The organism is Stenotrophomonas sp. 8(2023) (assembly GCF_030345295.1).
Taxonomy (GTDB): domain Bacteria; phylum Pseudomonadota; class Gammaproteobacteria; order Xanthomonadales; family Xanthomonadaceae; genus Stenotrophomonas; species Stenotrophomonas muris.
The window spans coordinates 462,206-478,202 of sequence record NZ_CP128404.1; the positions used below are offsets into that span (position 1 = coordinate 462,206).

A 15,997-nucleotide genomic window follows, 5' to 3' on the forward strand; every position below is an offset into this window, starting at 1 on the left:
CCTTCTATGCCTCCACCTGTCCCCCATCCCACCTATGCCATCATCCGCCCAGGACCGCAGCACCCCTCAAGGCTGAACAGGCATGGAGCAGGCAACACGCTACACCGCAACCCTTTATCTGGCCGCCCCCGGCACCCCGCTGAAAAGTGGGGGCATCTCGCCGCGCGGCCACATGTACCTGCAGGTCGCTGCGGGCGACGAGGCCCACAGCTACGGCTTCGCACCACCGCGCCAGGCACCGGGCGAAACCCGCACCGGCGTGCAGTACGCGCAGGTGCGCCACGACGATGCCGACGAGCATCTGGCCCCGTACTACAGCCGCACCCTGGAAATCACCGAGGAGCACTACGGCTGCCTGCGTGATTTCGCCGAGGAACCGGCCGAGTTCGAATTCGATGTGGATCGCCCGGCCACCGTCAACCGTTGCAGCGATTTCGTCTGGGCGGCGCTGCATTATGCCGGCCTGCATCCGCTGCCGGCGCCGCTGGACGGCGGCAGCAACCTGGGCGAGTTCGCGGTGCTGTTCAACCTGCCAGAGATCCAGTGCATTGCCGCGCCGTTCCCGGGCAGCGATCTGAATGCCGAAACCCACAACGCGATGCCCGAGCACGAGGCCGAGCACCATCGCCAGGGTGACCGTGCCAGCGATGAGCCGCCGCCGACGCCGATTGAAGTGGCCGGCACGCTGCTGGACCCCTCACATCCGGACCATCGCCTGTTCTCGCAGCTGATCCAGAAAGTGGCCGAACTGGACGCCGCGCACGGCCGCCCGTTCGATGCGGCCAGCCAGCGCATCAGCGCCAGCCTGCTGGTGCTGGCCAAGCAGAACAATCTCTCGCGCGTGGACCACGTGCTGCTCAGCCGGCCGACAAAAAGCAGTCATGCCGCCGAGAGCATCTTCATCGTGCAGGGCGACCGCAACGACCCAGGGCACCGCCGCGCCAGCATCGCCACCGAGGTGGCGGCCAAGACCGATGTGGCCGATTCGCTGCGGTTGAAGGAGCAATGACGCGGTCACTGCGGCGGGGGCTGGTGGTACTGGCGGTGCTGGGTGCGCTGGCGGCATGCCGTGCGTCACCAGCGCCTGAGGTTGCGCCGCCCTTGCTGACGCGCGCACAGGCCGAGGCCCGCACGGTTGTGCCGTTCACGCGGGCCGTGCAGTTGCAGAAGGCCGGTCGGATTGCCGAGGTCACGTTTGATTTGCCGGCGGCCCAGAAGCCGGCCATTCCGATCCTGAACATTGGGTTGCGGCTGCAGGATACCGACGCGCGACGGCTGCTGGATGCTTCGGAGAAGATCACTCTCGGACGTTTGCCAGCGCGGCTACGCCTGGAGCGGATTGATGGCGGCGCGGCTCGTCATGTACAGCTCTGGCAGCGTACCCGCGATGGACGCGACTCGCAGAAGATCGGGGATGATGGCGTGGTCACAGACCTGACGACGGGGAGTGTGGACATCAACAGCTTGGCCGAGGCCGGGTTGTACTCTGAAGACGTGCTCTATCGCACGCTGCAGCTGGCGCAGGTCGGAGGCATTGCACCCGGGCGCTACGTTCTGCGGGTCGACCTTGTGGAGGATCGACCCCAGCTGGACGGCCTGAAAGCAGAACTGATCGTTGGCTACCAATCACTAGGAAAGTAGACATGCACAAGGACGATGCCGAACGCTACAGCGTAACCATCCATCTGGCGGCCCCCGGCACGCCGCGCTACGGCCGTGATGCCGAGGGAAACAGGTTTCTGCTGGAGCCTTCGTTCGCGGGGCACATGTTCCTGTCGCTGCGCCGTTCGGGTGAAGCCTTGCCGGAGAGCATTGGTTTCACCCACGCAGGCACCAAGGACGAGCCGAACAGGGGCAAAGTCGATGACATGGACGTGTCGGTCTACGACAAACCCCGCTTCGAGCGCACGATCGAGATCAGCAAGGCGCAGTACGACCGCATCCTCGAGTTCTCGGCAGACCCGAAGAAGCACGGCTTCGACATGAACTACGACTTCTTCTCCAACGCCTGCACCGATTTCGCCTGGGGTGCCCTGAACCACGCAGGCCTGCGCCCGGTCGGGCTGGCCGGGGAGATCACCAACTACGAGGGCGCCACCAGGGTCCTGGACAACATCCGCGCCGTCAACGCCATTCCGCAGCAGGTGAAGGGCAGCGAGCTGGACAGGGTGCAGTGGAACCCGATGCCGAAGCAGACCTTCCGCGAGTGGATGTTCACCGAGAACGGCGAGCAGTGGCGCGGCAACAGCACCCTCGCGGCAAACGGCACGCCCGCAGACCCGGCGCACGACGATCATGCCCGCCTCAACCAGATCCACCAGCAGGTGGCCGACCTCGGCGCTTTCGGTGCACGCAACGGCAATGTCAGTGCCAGTCTGCTCGCGCTGTCGAAGGAGCAGCAGTTCTCGCGTGTGGACGAGGTGGTGCTGGGTGAGCCGCGCGGTGATACCGCGCCGAAGCTGTTCATCGTGCAGGGTGACCGCAGTGACCCGGCACACCAGCGCGCCAGCATGCCGGCGGACGTTGCAGCGCAGGCACCGGTAGAGGCCTCGTTCGAACGGGTGGCGCAGTTGCAGCAGAACCCGCCGCAGCGCGATGTGCAGCACCTGAAGGAACAGCAGCAACTGCAACAGAGCCACGGTCCACGGATGGCATAGCCGGCGGGTAGCGCCAAGGTCGAACGTCTGCCATGCCCGCGCCGGCGCACGCCACGCCCCCCCACCTGCTACCATTCCCCCGCAACCCCAGCCAGCCCACCCGCGCAGACAGATGCAGGTCGGGCCGTCGCAGTACGGCCCAGCGAGCCAGGACACCTTCCCGTGCCCATTCAAGGACGCTCGCATGTTCCGTACTCCTCTCTTCCGTTCGGCCGCCCTGGCTCTTGCTGTGTCGCTCAGCCTCGGCGCGCCTTTTGCATTCGCCGACAACGCACCTGCCGCCAGCGCCACCACCGCCGTGCAGCGCCAGGCCGTGGCCAAGGGCCTGTACGAGCTGGCCTACAGCCCGAAGCAGAGCGCCGTGTTCGTGGCCTCCTCCGGCGGTTTCGGCGATGACGCCGGCCCGGCCCAGGTGCTGCGCCTGAACCCGGCCACGCTGGCCGTGGAAACCCGCATCCCGCTGGAGCGCAAGGCGTTCGGTGTGGTGCTGGATGACGCCCACAACCGCCTGTACGTGGGCAACACCGTGGACCTGTCGGTGACCGTAGTCGACACCGCGCAGAACAAGGCCGTCGGCACCATCCAACTGATGGAGAAGAAGACCGGCAAGGACGGCAAGGCTGCCTACACCCACGACCTGCGCGAGCTGGTGGTCGACAGCGCGGCCAACCGCCTGTACGTGACCGGCCACAGCAGCCAGCCGGACGTGAGCAGCGTGCTGTTCGTGATCGATACGAACACGCTGAAGGTGATCAACACCATCGACGGCCTGGGCAATGCCAAGGCGCCGGGCCTGGCGCTGGATGCGGCCAACAAGCGCGTCTACACCAGCAACCTGCTGGCCGACCTGGTGGTGGTGGGCACCGATTCGAACAAGGTGGTGGCGCAGCACAGGATCGCTGCCGAGCAGCCGATGAACATCGCGCTGGACCCCGCCGGCAAGCGCCTGTTCGTGACCGACCAGGGCTCGGAATTCCTGCGTGGCTACCAGGCCAAGAGCAGCGGCCTGGTCAGCAAGCATCCGGGCCAGCGCGTGCTGGTGCTCGACCGCAGTACCGGCAAGGAACTGGCCAGCATCCCGACCGATGCCGGCCCGCTGGGCATCCTGCTGGATGCACCGCGCAAGCGCCTGTACGTGACCAACCGCGAAGCGGGTACGGTGACCGCGTACAACAGTGACAGCTACCAGAAGGTGGCCACCTACACGGTGCCGACCCACCCGAACAGCCTGGCGCTGGATGCGAAGAACAACGTGCTGTTCGTGAGCATCAAGAACGGCGAGAAGGATGACAAGGGCGCTGACGAGAGCGTGGCGCGCATCCAGCTGTAAGGCGATGACGCAAGGCCCCGCGCCGTCGCGCGTCGCATGAGGAAGGCAGGGCGCAGGCTCTGCCTTTTTCTTTGCCCGGTTGCAGTGCAAGAGGCTGCCCGTTAGGGTTGAAGCCCATGGCAGGGAGCCAAAGGATCTGAATCATGCTGGGTATCCGCCGCTGGCTGCGCGTCGGCCTGGTCTTCACGCTGGTGGGTGCACTCGGCGCCTGCAGCCGCATACCGGATGCACCGGAGCCGCTGGATCTGGTCAAGCCGATCAACGTGACCCGGTCTGGCCAAGCGGTGCGGTTCGAGTTCGAGACGAATGCCCGCAACTTCCACCCGGGTCGCACGTATGCGCTGGAGCTGGAGTTGCAGCGCCAAGAGACGCGAAAGCCCGACGAGCCTGACGTGGGCACAATGCGGATCCCGTTCGAGGTGACCCTGCAGCAATGGCGTGCTGATGCCTGGAAGGATGTTCCCACCTACGACAGCTATCAAGCCGGGGTGCTCAATGCCGGTGAGCAGCTTCCGGAATGGCATGCATCCAGCGAATGGCGGTATACGTCGCCGCACATGGGCACTGATGGCCAGTACACGCTGAGCCTGGTTGCTCTGCCAATGGAAATTGACTCCCGCTACCGCGTGGACGTGCGTACGGTGCAGAGGACAGAGGCACTGCAGGGCTACTCGGCCCGTTTTCGGATCCATGCCGCCCGACCCGCTGGAAAGTAATCAATCGCTTGGTTGCGACGCCACTGGTCGCTCGCCAGGATAGGTACTTCATGGCAGGACGCCAAAGGGTCTTCATCATGCTGGGTATCCACCGCTGGCTGCGCGCCGGCCTGATCTTCACGCTGGTGGGTGCACTCGGCGCCTGCAGCAGCCGCATACCGGATGCACCGGAGCCGCTGGATCTGGTCAAGCCGATCAACCTTGCCGAGCCCAGCCAAGCGGTGCGGTTCGAGTTCGAGACGGATGCCCGCAATTTCTATCCGGGTCGACCCTACGTGCTGGATCTTGAGGTGCAGCGACATGCTCCCGGGCCTGACAGTGGGCCTGACATGGACAATGTTCATGTCCCCTTCCAGCTGTCCCTGCAGCGCTGGGTCGCAGGTGCCTGGCAGGACGTTGCAACGTCTGATGTCCATCAGGCAAGGGCGCGCAATCTGGGTCAGCCGCTCCCCGAATGGCATGCATCGGCAGACTGGCGCTACGCGCATCAGGTATCGATGGACGCCAGCCGATACAGGTTGAACATCGTCACCCTGCCGATGGAAACCGATGCCCGCTACCGTCTCGATGTGCGCACGGTGCAGCCCAACCTCTTGCTCCAGCATTACCCGGCACGGCTGCGGGTCCACGCGGACCCTCTGTCGGGAAAATGATCAGAGACTTGCGCCGCTCCGCCAACAACGCTGGAGGCGGCTCAGCCCAGACGGTGTGCCGGGTTCTGCTGCTGCTCCTGCTCACGGGCCTGCTGTTCGGGCACTAACCCCACGGCCGGCTGCTGCGGGGCCAGCCCCAACTTCTGCATCGACTGCTCCACCGGCGTCTGTACCGCCACGGCCGTCGGCATCATCGCGCGCAGGTGCGCCGGATTGGCCGGGTCGCCCTGTACCACGAAGACGTTGTGCCCGGCCGGGTGCTGGGCCGTGGCGTTGCTGACCAGCACGTGGTCGACCTGCTGCAGGCCCTGCTCGCGGGCCAGCACAGTCAGGCTGGCGGTCAGGCGTTCGCTGGTCTGGTCGAACGGACGTCCATGCTGGGCGTCCAGTGCGGCCACGCCCTGGCGGACCTGCTGGTTGAGGCCGTAGTCGGGGTGGTTGGGGGTGAGTTCTGCCATGGCGATCGAACGGTAGCGGTGGGTCGGGGTCAACCCCGCCAGTATAGATCCGGCCGGTGAAGGGCGCCGGAGAGGTCAGTCCGCCGGCCGGTGGTCATAGCTGATCACCCGTTCGGCCAGCCAGTGCCCGTCCACGCGGCGCCAGACCTGGATGAAACGGGCCTGGCCGACCCAGTGCTCCACGCCGTCCTTGCCGCGCTCGTGGAAGCGGTGGTCGCCGATTTCCAGCGCCCGCTCGTCGTGCAGCGGGAATACCTGCAGCGAGGAGTCCACCAGCTCGCGCCGCAGGCGCCAGCCGTCCTTGCGCGCGTTGTCGCACAGGTTGGCTACGCTGCGGCGGAAATCCTCGCGGTTGCTGGCCGACTTGCCGTCCTTGTCATGGAAGAACTCCATGTCTTCGGTGGTCATCGCGGCGGCCTTGTCGGCATCGCAGGCCTCGAAGGCGACAGCAAAGAGCTGGGTATCGGCCTGGCGGATCTGTTCGCGCAGGTCATCGACGGGCGACGGTGCGGCGGCGAGGCCGGCGGCCAGCAAGGGCAGGGTGAGCAGCAGCATGGCAAGACTCCCGGGGATGGTCTGCGCAGGCTGGCATGCCGGTGACCACGGCGGTACGGCACTGCGACGAAACCGGGAAGGCGGGGTGCGAAGGCCGCAAATGCCGGTGCGGCTTCGCGTTGCGACATGTGCAGGCGATGTCACGGGCGGGCGTGATTCCCTCACGGCTGCCACAGGGCGCTGCCGCTAGCCTGCACTCCTCCCCTTCCACAGGAGCGTCCATGCCTGCTTCCCGCATCCGCCTGCATGTTGAAGATACCGGTGGCGACGGCCGCCCGGTGATCCTGATCCATGGCTGGCCGCTGTCTACCGACGCCTGGAAGACCCAGGTGGCGATCCTGCGCGATGCACAGCACCGCGTGATCAGCTACGACCGGCGCGGTTTCGGCCGCTCTGACAAACCGGGCGAGGGCTATGACTACGACACCCTGACGGCGGACCTGGCGGGGTTGATCGAGGAACGTGACCTGCGCGATGTCACCCTGGTCGGTTTCTCGATGGGCGGTGGCGAGGTAGCGCGCTACGTGGCCAACCACGGCCAGGATCGCCTGCACAGTGTGGTGTTCGCTGCGGCGGTGCCGCCGTTCCTGCTGCGCAGTGACGACAACCCGGAGGGGCCGCTGACCCAGGACAAGGCCGATGAAATGCGCAGCGGATTGGAGAAGGATCGCGAGGCGTTCTTCGACGGCTTCACCCGCGACTTCTTCAGCGCCAATGGCCAGTTGATGGTGACCGAAGAAACGCGCCAAGCGGCGATCGCGCTGTGCCATCAATCCGACCAGACGGCGGCACTGGGCTGCATGCACGCGTTTGCCTCCACTGATTTTCGGGATGACCTGAAAAAGATCACGGTGCCGACGCTGATCCTGCACGGTGATAGCGATGCCATCGTGCCGTTCGAGGGCTCCGGCCAGCGTACCCACAAGGCCATCAAAGGCAGCGAAGTGGTGATCCTGGAAGGCGCGCCACATGGCTGCAACACCAGCCACGCCGACCGCTTCAATCTGGCCCTGCTGAACTTCCTGAAGCGCTAAGCTGCGGCCATGCGCCAGACCAGAACCCCCCCATGGAAGAAGCCCAACCCCAAGGGCCAGACGTCGCAACCGCTATCGGATGCGCAGAAGGCGGCGGCACGGCAACGTGCTGAGGAGAACGGGCGGCGCTATCCCAACCTGGTCGACAACATGTGGGCGGCGAAGCTGCCGCGTGGGTCGTGAGCGTTGTCGCCGAGCATGGCCCGGCGACAGGCCTATTTCAGTTCTATATTAACTTTGAGTCTGTGCTTTATCTGCCGTCAGTGGGTGCTGACTTGAGTCGCTAGCCTCTTCCGGCGTAGCGACTGCTGCCGAGCAAGCACGAGTTGCAACTCGGGGAAGTGCCGATCGCCGCTGGGAGCTGCCACTCCATGCCGCAGGCCGGAAGCCAGCAAAATCCTCCCGGCGGATGGGGACGCTGCGCATCTCCGTCGGCGTATCGGCGATCCGACAGCCAATCAGGACCTCCGCGCCAATCCTTGAGATCACACTTACCGGCCCTGCGCTGTAAAGGCCGTTGTCGTACGTCGTGACCCGGCATTGGTCGATGATGCCGGCCTCCCGGAGGACGCCGCATCCTCTGGCGGAGAGGATGACGGTTTGGCCTTCCATGCGGCCCAGCTTGAGTGCGGCAAAGCTGAGATCGGCGATATGGTTGAAGGCACCCAGCCCCAAGAGCAGGCTGATAGCGACTACGGTGAGGCCTCCGACGCGGTTCCACGTCTTCTTTCGGCCTGACTGATAGATCACCCAGTTGATGATGGGCACCAGCAGAAGCAGTGCTGAAATGCCCAGTGGCTTGATCTGCGCCTCCGGCGGAGCCAGAAATTCGTAGAGCAACGTTGCGGTCGGAATCACGACCGCGTAGATGGACCACGCGGCAATGGTGAGAATCATTGTCCATGAGAGCCCGCAGTGGCTGAGGAAGCGTCGCCCCTTTAGGGTCTGGGCACTTGCCAGCAGAACCGCCGCCAGCACCAGCGCGACCACGACGTAGACAAGTTCGAATACCAGATGGTCCGACAGGCCGAACAGAAGCACTGCGTGGGTCAGGAACGCGAGCAGGAAGCCTGCACAGATGGCCAGCAGCGAGAGCGCCCAGACGTACCTCCTGCGTTTAGTCAGCGACTGAACTGGTAGTGACGAGCCGCAGCAACCGCACTCGCTCATTACGGCTATCCGGCGTGTTGCGTACTGACGCCGGAGCTCGGGACGCTGAGGTCTGCGGATGACCCTGGCCTCGCTCAGCAGATGGAATGCATAGCCCGGGAGGAATAGCGGGACCAAGAAATAAACCGCACCGATCACGCTGACGGCCAGCATGGAGGCACCGACGACACCGAGGTCGGTAATCGCTAGTTGCGGCACATAGTTCATTCTCACGAACTGAAGGATGAGAAGCAAAAGGCTGCCTATGCCTACGACCCAGCCGTGCTTCCTGATGAGCTTGAGTATGAATCCAATGGTCTTTGCGGGTGATTCCGACGTGCTCATCGGGAAGTCCTTTTCGGTATTGATGCCGTGGGTACCTGCTGCCGCGCTTGCAGCTCCACCGAAACATCGGCCCAAAGCAGGGCATCTTTAGCGGAAGGGTCATGGCATCGTCCATGAAGAAGCGTTCCGCGCCCTCCGTAGCATCGCTTACGGTCGGCGCTGCTACGCTGCGATGGGCATCGTTGTCGCATCCGCCAGCCGACACGTGCGAAGCGCTTGGTTAGGATGGCTCTTTGCTGTCATGGATGAACCGATGAGCGCCGCCACTTCCCGAATCCGCCGCATCTGTGGGCAGGGGCCGATCCTGTTGATGCTCCAGTGGGTCGCGCTGCTGTCTGTGGTGCTGGCTGCCGGCTTCTTCCATTACCGCGTGGAGCTGTTGCTGGAGCCGGTGACGGTGGCCTGTGGGGGCCCGGACGCGCAGGCGCGATTGCAGGTTGCCGAACAGGTGATGGCGCGTGCGGGCGCACTGGATGACTGGCAACCCCTGGGCTGGATTCCATGGGTAGGCCTGGTGCTGGCCTTGCTGGGGGCCATGGCGGTATGCGCAAGCCGTGCGCTGTGGCTGCGCGATCGGCTGCGCACGGCGAACGTGGCGCTTATGGTGCTCCACGGTGGCGCACTGGCTTTGGCCGGATGGGTGCTGCACCTGTACGAGAATGCGTGGAGCAATGTGGCGCGGCTGTCACCCACGGCGTGCCTGGTGGAGCTTGTGTCGGAGGGCGATGTACCGCTGGAGCAGGCGCAGCGCGTGGTGTTCCACATCCTGACGCGGGTGAACGCGCCACTGCTGCGTAATCCGGATGATCTGGCGCTGGTGTTGACGGTGCTGTTGTTGGCCGCGATGGCCGGCGGCGTTGCCCTGTGGCGTGCGATCGCGCGGGCCCGGGCGGGCTGAGCACGCTCGGCGGCGCGCGGCAATCGCGCTACAGTCGACGCCTCGCCACTCCAGGGAAGACCCGATGCGCTTGTTGCTGCGTGCGTTGCCGTTGTTGCTGTGTTCGCTGGCGGTGCATGCCGCCGAGGTGGACCGCCGTATCGCGGTGACCATCGATGACCTGCCATGGGCACGGCTTGACCAGATCGTGCCGCCGGACCTGCAGGAACGGCATGAGGCGTTGATGGCCCAGCTGCACCAGGCGGGCGTGCCGGTGGTCGGCTTCGTCAACGAGAACAAGCTTGAGGTGGAGGGACAGGTGCAGCCGGCGCGGGTGCAGATGCTGCGCGACTGGCGTGATGCGGGCTATGTGCTGGGCAACCACACCTACTCGCACATGGATCTGAATGCGAAGGGCCTGGCGGCGTTCCAGCAGGACTTCCTGCGCGGCGAGACGGTGCTGCGGCCGCTGCTGGCCGAGAAGGGGCAGGTGCCGCAGTGGATGCGCCACCCTTACCTGCGTGCCGGGCGCACCGCGGATGAGCGCGTGCAGATGGATGCGTTCTTCAAGCAGCATGGCTACCGCGTGGCACCGGTGACGGTGGACAACGGTGAGTGGGTGTGGGCGTTCGCTTATGCCAACGTGATGAACGAGCAGGCGGACTCGCCCGCGCGAGCGGCGACGCTGGCGCAGCTGCGCAAGGGCTACGTGCCGTACATGCTGAACAAGCTGGACTATTACGAGAAACAGTCGCAGGCGCTGCTGGGGTACGCGCTGCCGCAGGTGTGGCTGATGCACGCCAATGAGCTCAACGCGGCCACCTTCGCCGAACTGGTGGCGGCCACAAAGCGACGCGGCTATCGCTTCATTTCGCTGGACGAGGCGATGCGTGACCCCGCGTATGCGCGGGGTGCCGAGGGCTACAACGGCCGCTATGGCCCGAGCTGGCTGCACCGCTGGGCGATGGCGGAGAACAAGCCGAAGGACTTCTACGCCGGCGAGCCCGAGGTGCCGGCGTGGGTGATGAAGCTGGCCAAGGTCGATTCGGAGTAAGGCTCAGCGCTTGACGGCCAGCACGCCGTCCAGCGCCAGTTCGGCCTTGAAACCGGCCTTTTCCAGGCGCTTGGCCACTTCACGCGGCACGTCGCGGCCGCTGGTCAGCTTGTTCGGCGCACCTGTGTAGTGGAACAGGCGGCCGCCCTTGCGGATCACGCGGGCGAGGTGGTCGTAGAACACCTGTGAGTACAGCTCGCCGGCGATGCCGAAGCGCGGCGGGTCGTGCAGGATCGCGTCGACACTGGTGCTGGCCACCTGTTCGATCTGCTGCGAGACGTCACCGTGGCTGAACTGCAGGCGGCCACCGGCGGCAGCCGAGTCCGGATCCGGCGACCACGGGTTGAGCGTGCGCAGCCACATCACATCGGTGTTCTTCTCGAACGAGCGGATCTGGCCGACACCGGCTTCCAGCGCACAGGCGGCGAAGTAGCCGAGGCCACCGCAGGTATCGAGGATGACCTTGCCGGCCGGGGCGACCAGCTCCACCTTGCGGCGTGCATCCTCGAACGGCGACAGCTTCGAGGTCGGCAGCATCTTGATGCCGTCGATCTCGAAGGTCGGTGCGCCCCATTCGGTCGGCACCAGCTTGATCAGCGAGCCGCTGTAGCGCGAGATCGGCGCGAAGTCCTCGCCATCCCAGTAGTACAGCGTGCGGTCCTTCAGCTTGCCCGGCCAGGGATAGGGCTGGCCCCGGAAGTGGAAGCCGTCCGCATCGAGCACCACGCTGTCCTGGCTGCGCCCGAGGTCGAGCGAGCCCTGCCAGTCGGCGGCGCCTTTTTCATGGGCACGGCGCAGGGTATCGGCGCTGTCGCGGGTCAGCAGGGGGCCGGTGTAATGGGGCACGGCGGGTACCGGGGCGGTTCGGGGGAGGGCATGGTACCGCAGCTGTTGTAGAGCCGAGCCCGCCCTAGGCTCCACCATGCCTGCATCCACGCATGGCGTGGATCTACTGCAAACGTAGCCGAGCGTGGGCTCGGCTCTACAGTTCAATCGCACTTCACCGCATACACCGGCCCAGCCCCGATCAGCATCAGCGCCATGTAGTCGCTGTCGCTGGCCTTGCCCTTCAGCGTCGCGCCCTTGTTGAAGTGGAAGATGCCGAAGCCGCCGGACATGCGGATCAGGGCATTGTCGATCTGGTCGGCGTCGTCGCGGAAGTAGCGGCTGATCTCGCTGGACGTGGCCTTGTGCAGGGCGTTCGGTTCGCGCTGCCACTGCTCGCCACGGCTGAAGGAAACGAAGTACTGGCCGCCTTCCTTGTCGATGCGGAAGTCGGCGGGCTTGCGCGCGCCGGTGGCGAAGCAGCCCTGCAATGGGTCGGCGGAGAAGGGAAGCCGCGCATCGTCGCCGCAGGCAGTGAGCAGCAGGAGGGCACCGGGCAGCAGCAGGCGGAGCGTGCGCATGGGATGTCCCTACAGGGCAGGTGCGGCTAGTGTAGGCAGCACGCGGGCGTGGCCCGTACAGAAATTCGGCAAGGACACAGGGGTTTTCGGATGGCGCAGGGCAAGGCACCGTGGTGCGGCGTGGCCAGTTGGCTGGGGATTGCTGTGGGGTGGGGGCAGGCACCGTGGCGGCGCAGGCGGCAGTCGCTGCCGGTGGCAATGGCATGGCCGCTGGGCTGGGCGTGGGCGTGCTGGGCGCGGCCTTGGTGGGCGGCGGCCTGGCAGTGGCCGCGCGCGTGCGTGGCGAGCGCTGGCCATGGATCGGCATCAGCGGTGCGGTGCTGAGCGCGCTGCCGCTGCTGATGTACCTGCTGCGGATGATGCTGAAGCTCTGACTGTAGAGCCGAGCCATGCTCGGCTGATGGCCTGCGGCAGCCGAGCATGGCTCGGCTCTACAAGTGCGACGGCAGTCGGACAAAATCAGCTGCGGTGGATCTCCACCGTTACATGCACCAGTTCTTCGTGGATCGCCAGGGCGTTGCGCACGGTATCGGCATCCAGCGTGGCGTCACTGGTGACCACGCTGGCGCTGACCGCGTACTTGCCGCGACCGACCTGCCAGACGTGCAGGTCGGCCAGGCGTGCCGGCCACGGGCCCTGTTCGATCACCTCGCGTACTTCGGCCACCACCGGCGCGTCCATCTGCGCGTCGAGCAGGATGCGGCCGCTGTCGCGCAGCAGGCCGACCGCCCACACCGTGACCAGTACGGCGCCGACCAGGCCCATCACCGGGTCCAGCCAGGTGAGGCCAAGCAGCTTGCCGCCGAGCAGGGCGACGATGGCCAGCACCGAGGTGGCGGCGTCGGCCAGCACGTGGACGTAGGCCGAGCGCAGGTTGAGGTCGTGACCGTGCGCATGGCCGTGGTCGTGGTGTTCGTGGCCATGCCCGTGGTCATGGCCGTGGTGATGATGCGCGTGGCCCGGGCTGTCGTGCAGCCACCAGGCACACAGCAGGTTCACGCCCAGCCCGACCGCCGCGATGGCGATGGCTTCGTTGTAGTGGATCGGTGCTGGTACCCACAGCCGCTCCAGCGACTGCACGGCCATCAGCGCGGCCACGCCGAGCAGGGCGATGGCGCTGGTATAGCCGGCCAGGATCTCGATCTTCCAGGTGCCGAAGGCGAAGCGCGGGTCGTGCGCGTAGCGGCGTGCGCAGCGGTACGCAAACACCGAGAGCCCGAGCGCCAGCGCATGCGAACTCATGTGCCAGCCGTCGGCGAGCACGGCCATGGAGTTGAACCACCAGCCGCCGACGATCTCCACGACCATCATGCTGACGGTGAGCCACAGGGCGCGGCGGGTATTGCGTTCGGCCAGCGGGTTGCCGTCGTCGAAGCGGTGTTCGTGGCGACGGGCGGCGGCGAGGGCGTCCAGGTGCATGGGGGCCAGCGGTGGAGTGGATACCCCCATAGGGTATATGATCCCGGCATGGCTCATGTACACAAGCATCGAAAGCAGTTGCTGACCCGGGTGCGCCGCATCGGCGGCCAGGTGGCGGCGTTGGAGCAGGCGCTGGACAGGCCGGAGGGTGAGGCCAGCGACTGTGCGGACGTGCTGGTGCAGGTTGCCGCCGTGCGCGGTGCCGCCCACAGCCTGCTGATGGAGCTGCTGCACGAGCACCTGCAGGAACACGTGGTGGGCGCCGAAGACCCGCAGCAGCGGGCGGCCGAGGCCCAGGTGCTGGTCGAGCTGCTGCGCCGCTACGGCAAATGACCAGGTAGTGCCGGCCACTGGCCGGCGACTGCAGGTTGTCTTCCCCGTTCATGAGGTTGCCGGCCAGCGGCCGGCACTACCCGTGGCGGTGTCGCGCGTTCCAGATATGCGTGGCGGCCAGCAGCAGGCTGCCGGTGACCGTCATCGGTGTTTCCCAGTCGTGCGAGGGCAGCGCCAACGCGCCGGCCAGCAGCAGGCCGAGCCCGGCGCCGGCGGTGGCCCAGGCCAGCACGGGCAGCGGGTGACGGCGTTCTGCCCGCCACAGCGCGTAGCCGGTCAGCGGCAAGGCGATGGCCACGAACAGCAGATGCACCCATTCCGCTTCGGCCCACGTGCCGAACAGCGGCAGCGCGGCGGCAAGCAGGGGCAGCGCCAGGCAGTGCAGCAGGCACAGGCTGGACAGGGCGACCGCGCTGGCATCAAGCAGGGCGGCAGAAGGCGACTTCATGGGGGGAGGTTCCTTGCACAGCAATTGTTATACAGTAACATTTCCGTTCCGCAGCCAACCCGCTCCGACATGAACACTGTTTCCCGCGCCGACCGTCGCCTTCCTGTCACCGTGCTGTCCGGCTTCCTCGGGGCCGGCAAGACCACCCTGCTCAACCAGATCCTGCGCAACCGCGAGGGCCTGCGTGTGGCGGTCATCGTCAACGACATGAGCGAGGTCAACATCGATGCGCAGCTGGTACGCGAGGGCGGCGCCGAACTGCGCCGCACCGAAGAGACGCTGGTGGAGTTCAGCAATGGCTGCATCTGCTGCACGCTGCGCGATGACCTGCTGCAGGAAGTGCGGCGCCTGGCCGATGCGGGGCGCTATGACTATCTGCTGATCGAGTCGACGGGCATCGGTGAGCCGATGCCGGTGGCGGCCACCTTCGCGGTGCGCGACGAGCAGGGCTTCAGCCTGAGTGACATCGCGCGCCTGGACACGATGGTGACGGTGGTGGATGGCAGCGCGTTCCTCGCCGACTTCGGCTCGACGCTGCGCCTGGCCGAGCGTGGCCAGCAGGCTGGGCCGGATGACGATCGCGGCGTGGTCGACCTGCTGTGCGAACAGGTCGAGTTCGCCGACGTGATCGTGGTCAGCAAGGTCGATCAGACCGATGACGAAGTGCTGCAGGACACGCTGGCCGTGCTGCGTGGCCTGAACCGCGACGCGAAACTGCTGCTGTCCAGCTTCGGTGACGTGCCGCTGGCCGAGCTGCTGGACACCGGTCGCTTCGACTTCGAGCGTGCGCAACGTGCGCCGGGCTGGGTAAAGGAGCTGCGTGGCGAGCACACGCCGGAAACCGAGGAGTACGGCATCGCCAGTTTCGTCTACCGCTCGCGGCGACCGTTCCATCCCGCGCGTTTCGCCCGCGCGTTGCAGTCGGGCATGCCGGGCGTGATCCGCAGCAAGGGCTGGTTCTGGCTGGCCAACCGCATGGACTGGGTGGGCGAGCTGAACACCGTAGGTGCCGCGACGCGGACGCAGGCGGCGGGGTTCTGGTACGCCGCTCGCGATCGCGTGCGTGCCGGGCTGGAGGACACGCCGCCGTTGCTGCCGCCCACGCCGCTGCCGTACAGCGACCTGGGCTGGGCGCGGCAGCAGGCCGATTGCTGGAGCGCACCGTTGCCGGGGCCGGAAGACTTCCCGGATGCGGCCGCGCACTCGGCGATGCAACGCCTGTGGCACCCGTTGTGGGGGGATCGCCGCCAGGAGCTGGTGGTGATCGGCGTGCACATGGATGAGCGTGCGGTACGTGCGGAACTGGATGCCTGCCTGCTCAACGACCAGGAGCTGCGTGCGGGCCCGCTGCTGTGGCATCAGTTGCCGCAGGCGTTCCCGGTGTGGAAGCGGTGACGGTGCACTGAGGATCGATGGGTTGCCGGCCAGCGGCCGGCACTACCCCTGGTCGATATGCCATGCGTGGATGGATGCATGGCGGAGTCGAGCATGGCTCGACTCTACAATGTGATCCGTCGCGGCCAATCCTGTAGAGCCGAGCCCATGCTCGGCTGCTGCAGGAGA

The 15,997-nt window shown here is 66.1% G+C and carries 18 protein-coding genes and 1 pseudogene; 12 read left to right on the forward strand and 7 right to left on the reverse strand.

Features of this window, described 5'->3' with window-relative positions; all coding sequences use genetic code 11:
- Nucleotides 1-82: 82 nt before the first annotated feature.
- The 6 genes from QP609_RS02125 to QP609_RS02150 all read left to right on the forward strand — a co-directional run bounded on the left by QP609_RS02125 (nt 83) and on the right by QP609_RS02150 (nt 5,356).
- The gene (locus tag QP609_RS02125) at nt 83-1,009 is read left to right on the forward strand and encodes an XVIPCD domain-containing protein (RefSeq protein ID WP_197621263.1); all 927 of its coding nucleotides are present in this window, start codon (nt 83-85) and stop codon (nt 1,007-1,009) included.
- Nucleotides 1,006-1,641: a hypothetical protein gene (locus QP609_RS02130; protein ID WP_197621262.1), complete on the forward strand. Its 636-nt coding sequence runs from the start codon at nt 1,006-1,008 to the stop codon at nt 1,639-1,641. Before QP609_RS02125 ends, QP609_RS02130 begins: the two co-directional genes overlap by 4 nt.
- A gap of 2 nt (nt 1,642-1,643) precedes the next feature.
- Nucleotides 1,644-2,657, forward strand: a complete 1,014-nt coding sequence (locus QP609_RS02135; protein ID WP_197621261.1) for an XVIPCD domain-containing protein — start codon at nt 1,644-1,646, stop codon at nt 2,655-2,657.
- A gap of 184 nt (nt 2,658-2,841) precedes the next feature.
- Complete coding sequence (locus tag QP609_RS02140) at nt 2,842-3,987, forward strand: YncE family protein (RefSeq protein WP_197621260.1); 1,146 nt, start codon at nt 2,842-2,844, stop codon at nt 3,985-3,987.
- 143 nt (nt 3,988-4,130) lie between these two features.
- Nucleotides 4,131-4,703 carry a hypothetical protein gene (locus QP609_RS02145; protein WP_197621259.1) on the forward strand — a complete coding sequence of 191 codons (573 nt, stop codon included), beginning with the start codon at nt 4,131-4,133 and terminating at the stop codon, nt 4,701-4,703.
- 77 nt (nt 4,704-4,780) lie between these two features.
- Complete coding sequence (locus tag QP609_RS02150; protein WP_197621282.1) at nt 4,781-5,356, forward strand: hypothetical protein; 576 nt, start codon at nt 4,781-4,783, stop codon at nt 5,354-5,356.
- Between the two features lie 41 nt (nt 5,357-5,397).
- On the opposite strand, the gene QP609_RS02155 is transcribed toward QP609_RS02150, so the two are convergent.
- Nucleotides 5,398-5,814 (reverse strand): XVIPCD domain-containing protein, encoded by a 417-nt coding sequence (locus QP609_RS02155; protein ID WP_197621258.1) that lies wholly within the window; start codon nt 5,812-5,814, stop codon nt 5,398-5,400.
- Between the two features lie 75 nt (nt 5,815-5,889).
- Entirely contained in the window at nt 5,890-6,369 is a 480-nt protein-coding gene (locus QP609_RS02160) for a nuclear transport factor 2 family protein (protein WP_075076838.1), read from the reverse strand.
- Nucleotides 6,370-6,590: 221 nt separating this feature from the next.
- Between QP609_RS02160 and QP609_RS02165 the strand changes: the two genes are divergently transcribed.
- Complete coding sequence (locus tag QP609_RS02165) at nt 6,591-7,403, forward strand: alpha/beta hydrolase (protein ID WP_197621257.1); 813 nt, start codon at nt 6,591-6,593, stop codon at nt 7,401-7,403.
- 231 nt (nt 7,404-7,634) lie between these two features.
- On the opposite strand, the gene QP609_RS02170 is transcribed toward QP609_RS02165, so the two are convergent.
- Nucleotides 7,635-8,897: a hypothetical protein gene (locus tag QP609_RS02170; RefSeq protein ID WP_197621256.1), complete on the reverse strand. Its 1,263-nt coding sequence runs from the start codon at nt 8,895-8,897 to the stop codon at nt 7,635-7,637.
- Nucleotides 8,898-9,150: 253 nt separating this feature from the next.
- Between QP609_RS02170 and QP609_RS02175 the strand changes: the two genes are divergently transcribed.
- Nucleotides 9,151-9,795, forward strand: a complete 645-nt coding sequence (locus tag QP609_RS02175) for a hypothetical protein (RefSeq protein ID WP_100449296.1) — start codon at nt 9,151-9,153, stop codon at nt 9,793-9,795.
- Nucleotides 9,796-9,859: 64 nt separating this feature from the next.
- Nucleotides 9,860-10,828: a polysaccharide deacetylase family protein gene (locus tag QP609_RS02180; protein WP_197621255.1), complete on the forward strand. Its 969-nt coding sequence runs from the start codon at nt 9,860-9,862 to the stop codon at nt 10,826-10,828.
- Between the two features lie 3 nt (nt 10,829-10,831).
- Here QP609_RS02180 and QP609_RS02185 read toward each other — a convergent pair whose 3' ends face one another.
- Entirely contained in the window at nt 10,832-11,674 is an 843-nt protein-coding gene (locus QP609_RS02185) for an MnmC family methyltransferase (RefSeq protein WP_262088281.1), read from the reverse strand.
- Between the two features lie 143 nt (nt 11,675-11,817).
- Complete coding sequence (locus QP609_RS02190) at nt 11,818-12,234, reverse strand: hypothetical protein (RefSeq protein WP_075076834.1); 417 nt, start codon at nt 12,232-12,234, stop codon at nt 11,818-11,820.
- A gap of 90 nt (nt 12,235-12,324) precedes the next feature.
- Between QP609_RS02190 and QP609_RS02195 the strand changes: the two are divergent.
- A pseudogene (locus QP609_RS02195) lies at nt 12,325-12,608 on the forward strand (hypothetical protein).
- An 85-nt stretch (nt 12,609-12,693) separates the two neighbouring features.
- Here the strand turns inward: QP609_RS02195 and dmeF are convergent.
- Nucleotides 12,694-13,653: a CDF family Co(II)/Ni(II) efflux transporter DmeF gene (dmeF, locus tag QP609_RS02200; RefSeq protein WP_032961767.1), complete on the reverse strand. Its 960-nt coding sequence runs from the start codon at nt 13,651-13,653 to the stop codon at nt 12,694-12,696.
- A gap of 48 nt (nt 13,654-13,701) precedes the next feature.
- Here dmeF and QP609_RS02205 point away from each other — a divergent pair, with 48 nt between their 5' ends.
- A complete protein-coding gene (locus QP609_RS02205; protein ID WP_197621779.1) occupies nt 13,702-13,986 on the forward strand; it encodes a metal-sensing transcriptional repressor in 285 nt (94 codons plus the stop codon).
- 76 nt (nt 13,987-14,062) lie between these two features.
- Here QP609_RS02205 and QP609_RS02210 read toward each other — a convergent pair whose 3' ends face one another.
- Entirely contained in the window at nt 14,063-14,434 is a 372-nt protein-coding gene (locus tag QP609_RS02210) for a MerC domain-containing protein (RefSeq protein WP_046428559.1), read from the reverse strand.
- 69 nt (nt 14,435-14,503) lie between these two features.
- On the opposite strand from QP609_RS02210, the gene QP609_RS02215 reads away from it, so the two are divergent.
- The gene (locus QP609_RS02215) at nt 14,504-15,829 is read left to right on the forward strand and encodes a GTP-binding protein (protein ID WP_014645761.1); all 1,326 of its coding nucleotides are present in this window, start codon (nt 14,504-14,506) and stop codon (nt 15,827-15,829) included.
- Nucleotides 15,830-15,997: the final 168 nt, after the last annotated feature.

What these genes read in the sequence shown, in the direction of transcription:
- QP609_RS02165 (WP_197621257.1), top strand. Translation starts at nt 6,591, where the DNA reads ATGCCTGCTTCCCGCATCCGCCTGCATGTTGAAGATACCGGTGGCGAC.
- QP609_RS02150 (WP_197621282.1), top strand. Translation starts at nt 4,781, where the DNA reads ATGCTGGGTATCCACCGCTGGCTGCGCGCCGGCCTGATCTTCACGCTG.
- QP609_RS02125 (WP_197621263.1), top strand. Translation starts at nt 83, where the DNA reads ATGGAGCAGGCAACACGCTACACCGCAACCCTTTATCTGGCCGCCCCC.
- QP609_RS02210 (WP_046428559.1), bottom strand. Translation starts at nt 14,434, where the DNA reads ATGAAGTCGCCTTCTGCCGCCCTGCTTGATGCCAGCGCGGTCGCCCTG.
- QP609_RS02145 (WP_197621259.1), top strand. Translation starts at nt 4,131, where the DNA reads ATGCTGGGTATCCGCCGCTGGCTGCGCGTCGGCCTGGTCTTCACGCTG.
- QP609_RS02180 (WP_197621255.1), top strand. Translation starts at nt 9,860, where the DNA reads ATGCGCTTGTTGCTGCGTGCGTTGCCGTTGTTGCTGTGTTCGCTGGCG.
- QP609_RS02215 (WP_014645761.1), top strand. Translation starts at nt 14,504, where the DNA reads ATGAACACTGTTTCCCGCGCCGACCGTCGCCTTCCTGTCACCGTGCTG.
- QP609_RS02155 (WP_197621258.1), bottom strand. Translation starts at nt 5,814, where the DNA reads ATGGCAGAACTCACCCCCAACCACCCCGACTACGGCCTCAACCAGCAG.
- QP609_RS02135 (WP_197621261.1), top strand. Translation starts at nt 1,644, where the DNA reads ATGCACAAGGACGATGCCGAACGCTACAGCGTAACCATCCATCTGGCG.
- QP609_RS02175 (WP_100449296.1), top strand. Translation starts at nt 9,151, where the DNA reads ATGAGCGCCGCCACTTCCCGAATCCGCCGCATCTGTGGGCAGGGGCCG.
- QP609_RS02170 (WP_197621256.1), bottom strand. Translation starts at nt 8,897, where the DNA reads ATGAGCACGTCGGAATCACCCGCAAAGACCATTGGATTCATACTCAAG.
- dmeF (WP_032961767.1), bottom strand. Translation starts at nt 13,653, where the DNA reads ATGCACCTGGACGCCCTCGCCGCCGCCCGTCGCCACGAACACCGCTTC.
- QP609_RS02205 (WP_197621779.1), top strand. Translation starts at nt 13,702, where the DNA reads ATGGCTCATGTACACAAGCATCGAAAGCAGTTGCTGACCCGGGTGCGC.
- QP609_RS02190 (WP_075076834.1), bottom strand. Translation starts at nt 12,234, where the DNA reads ATGCGCACGCTCCGCCTGCTGCTGCCCGGTGCCCTCCTGCTGCTCACT.
- QP609_RS02160 (WP_075076838.1), bottom strand. Translation starts at nt 6,369, where the DNA reads ATGCTGCTGCTCACCCTGCCCTTGCTGGCCGCCGGCCTCGCCGCCGCA.
- QP609_RS02130 (WP_197621262.1), top strand. Translation starts at nt 1,006, where the DNA reads ATGACGCGGTCACTGCGGCGGGGGCTGGTGGTACTGGCGGTGCTGGGT.
- QP609_RS02140 (WP_197621260.1), top strand. Translation starts at nt 2,842, where the DNA reads ATGTTCCGTACTCCTCTCTTCCGTTCGGCCGCCCTGGCTCTTGCTGTG.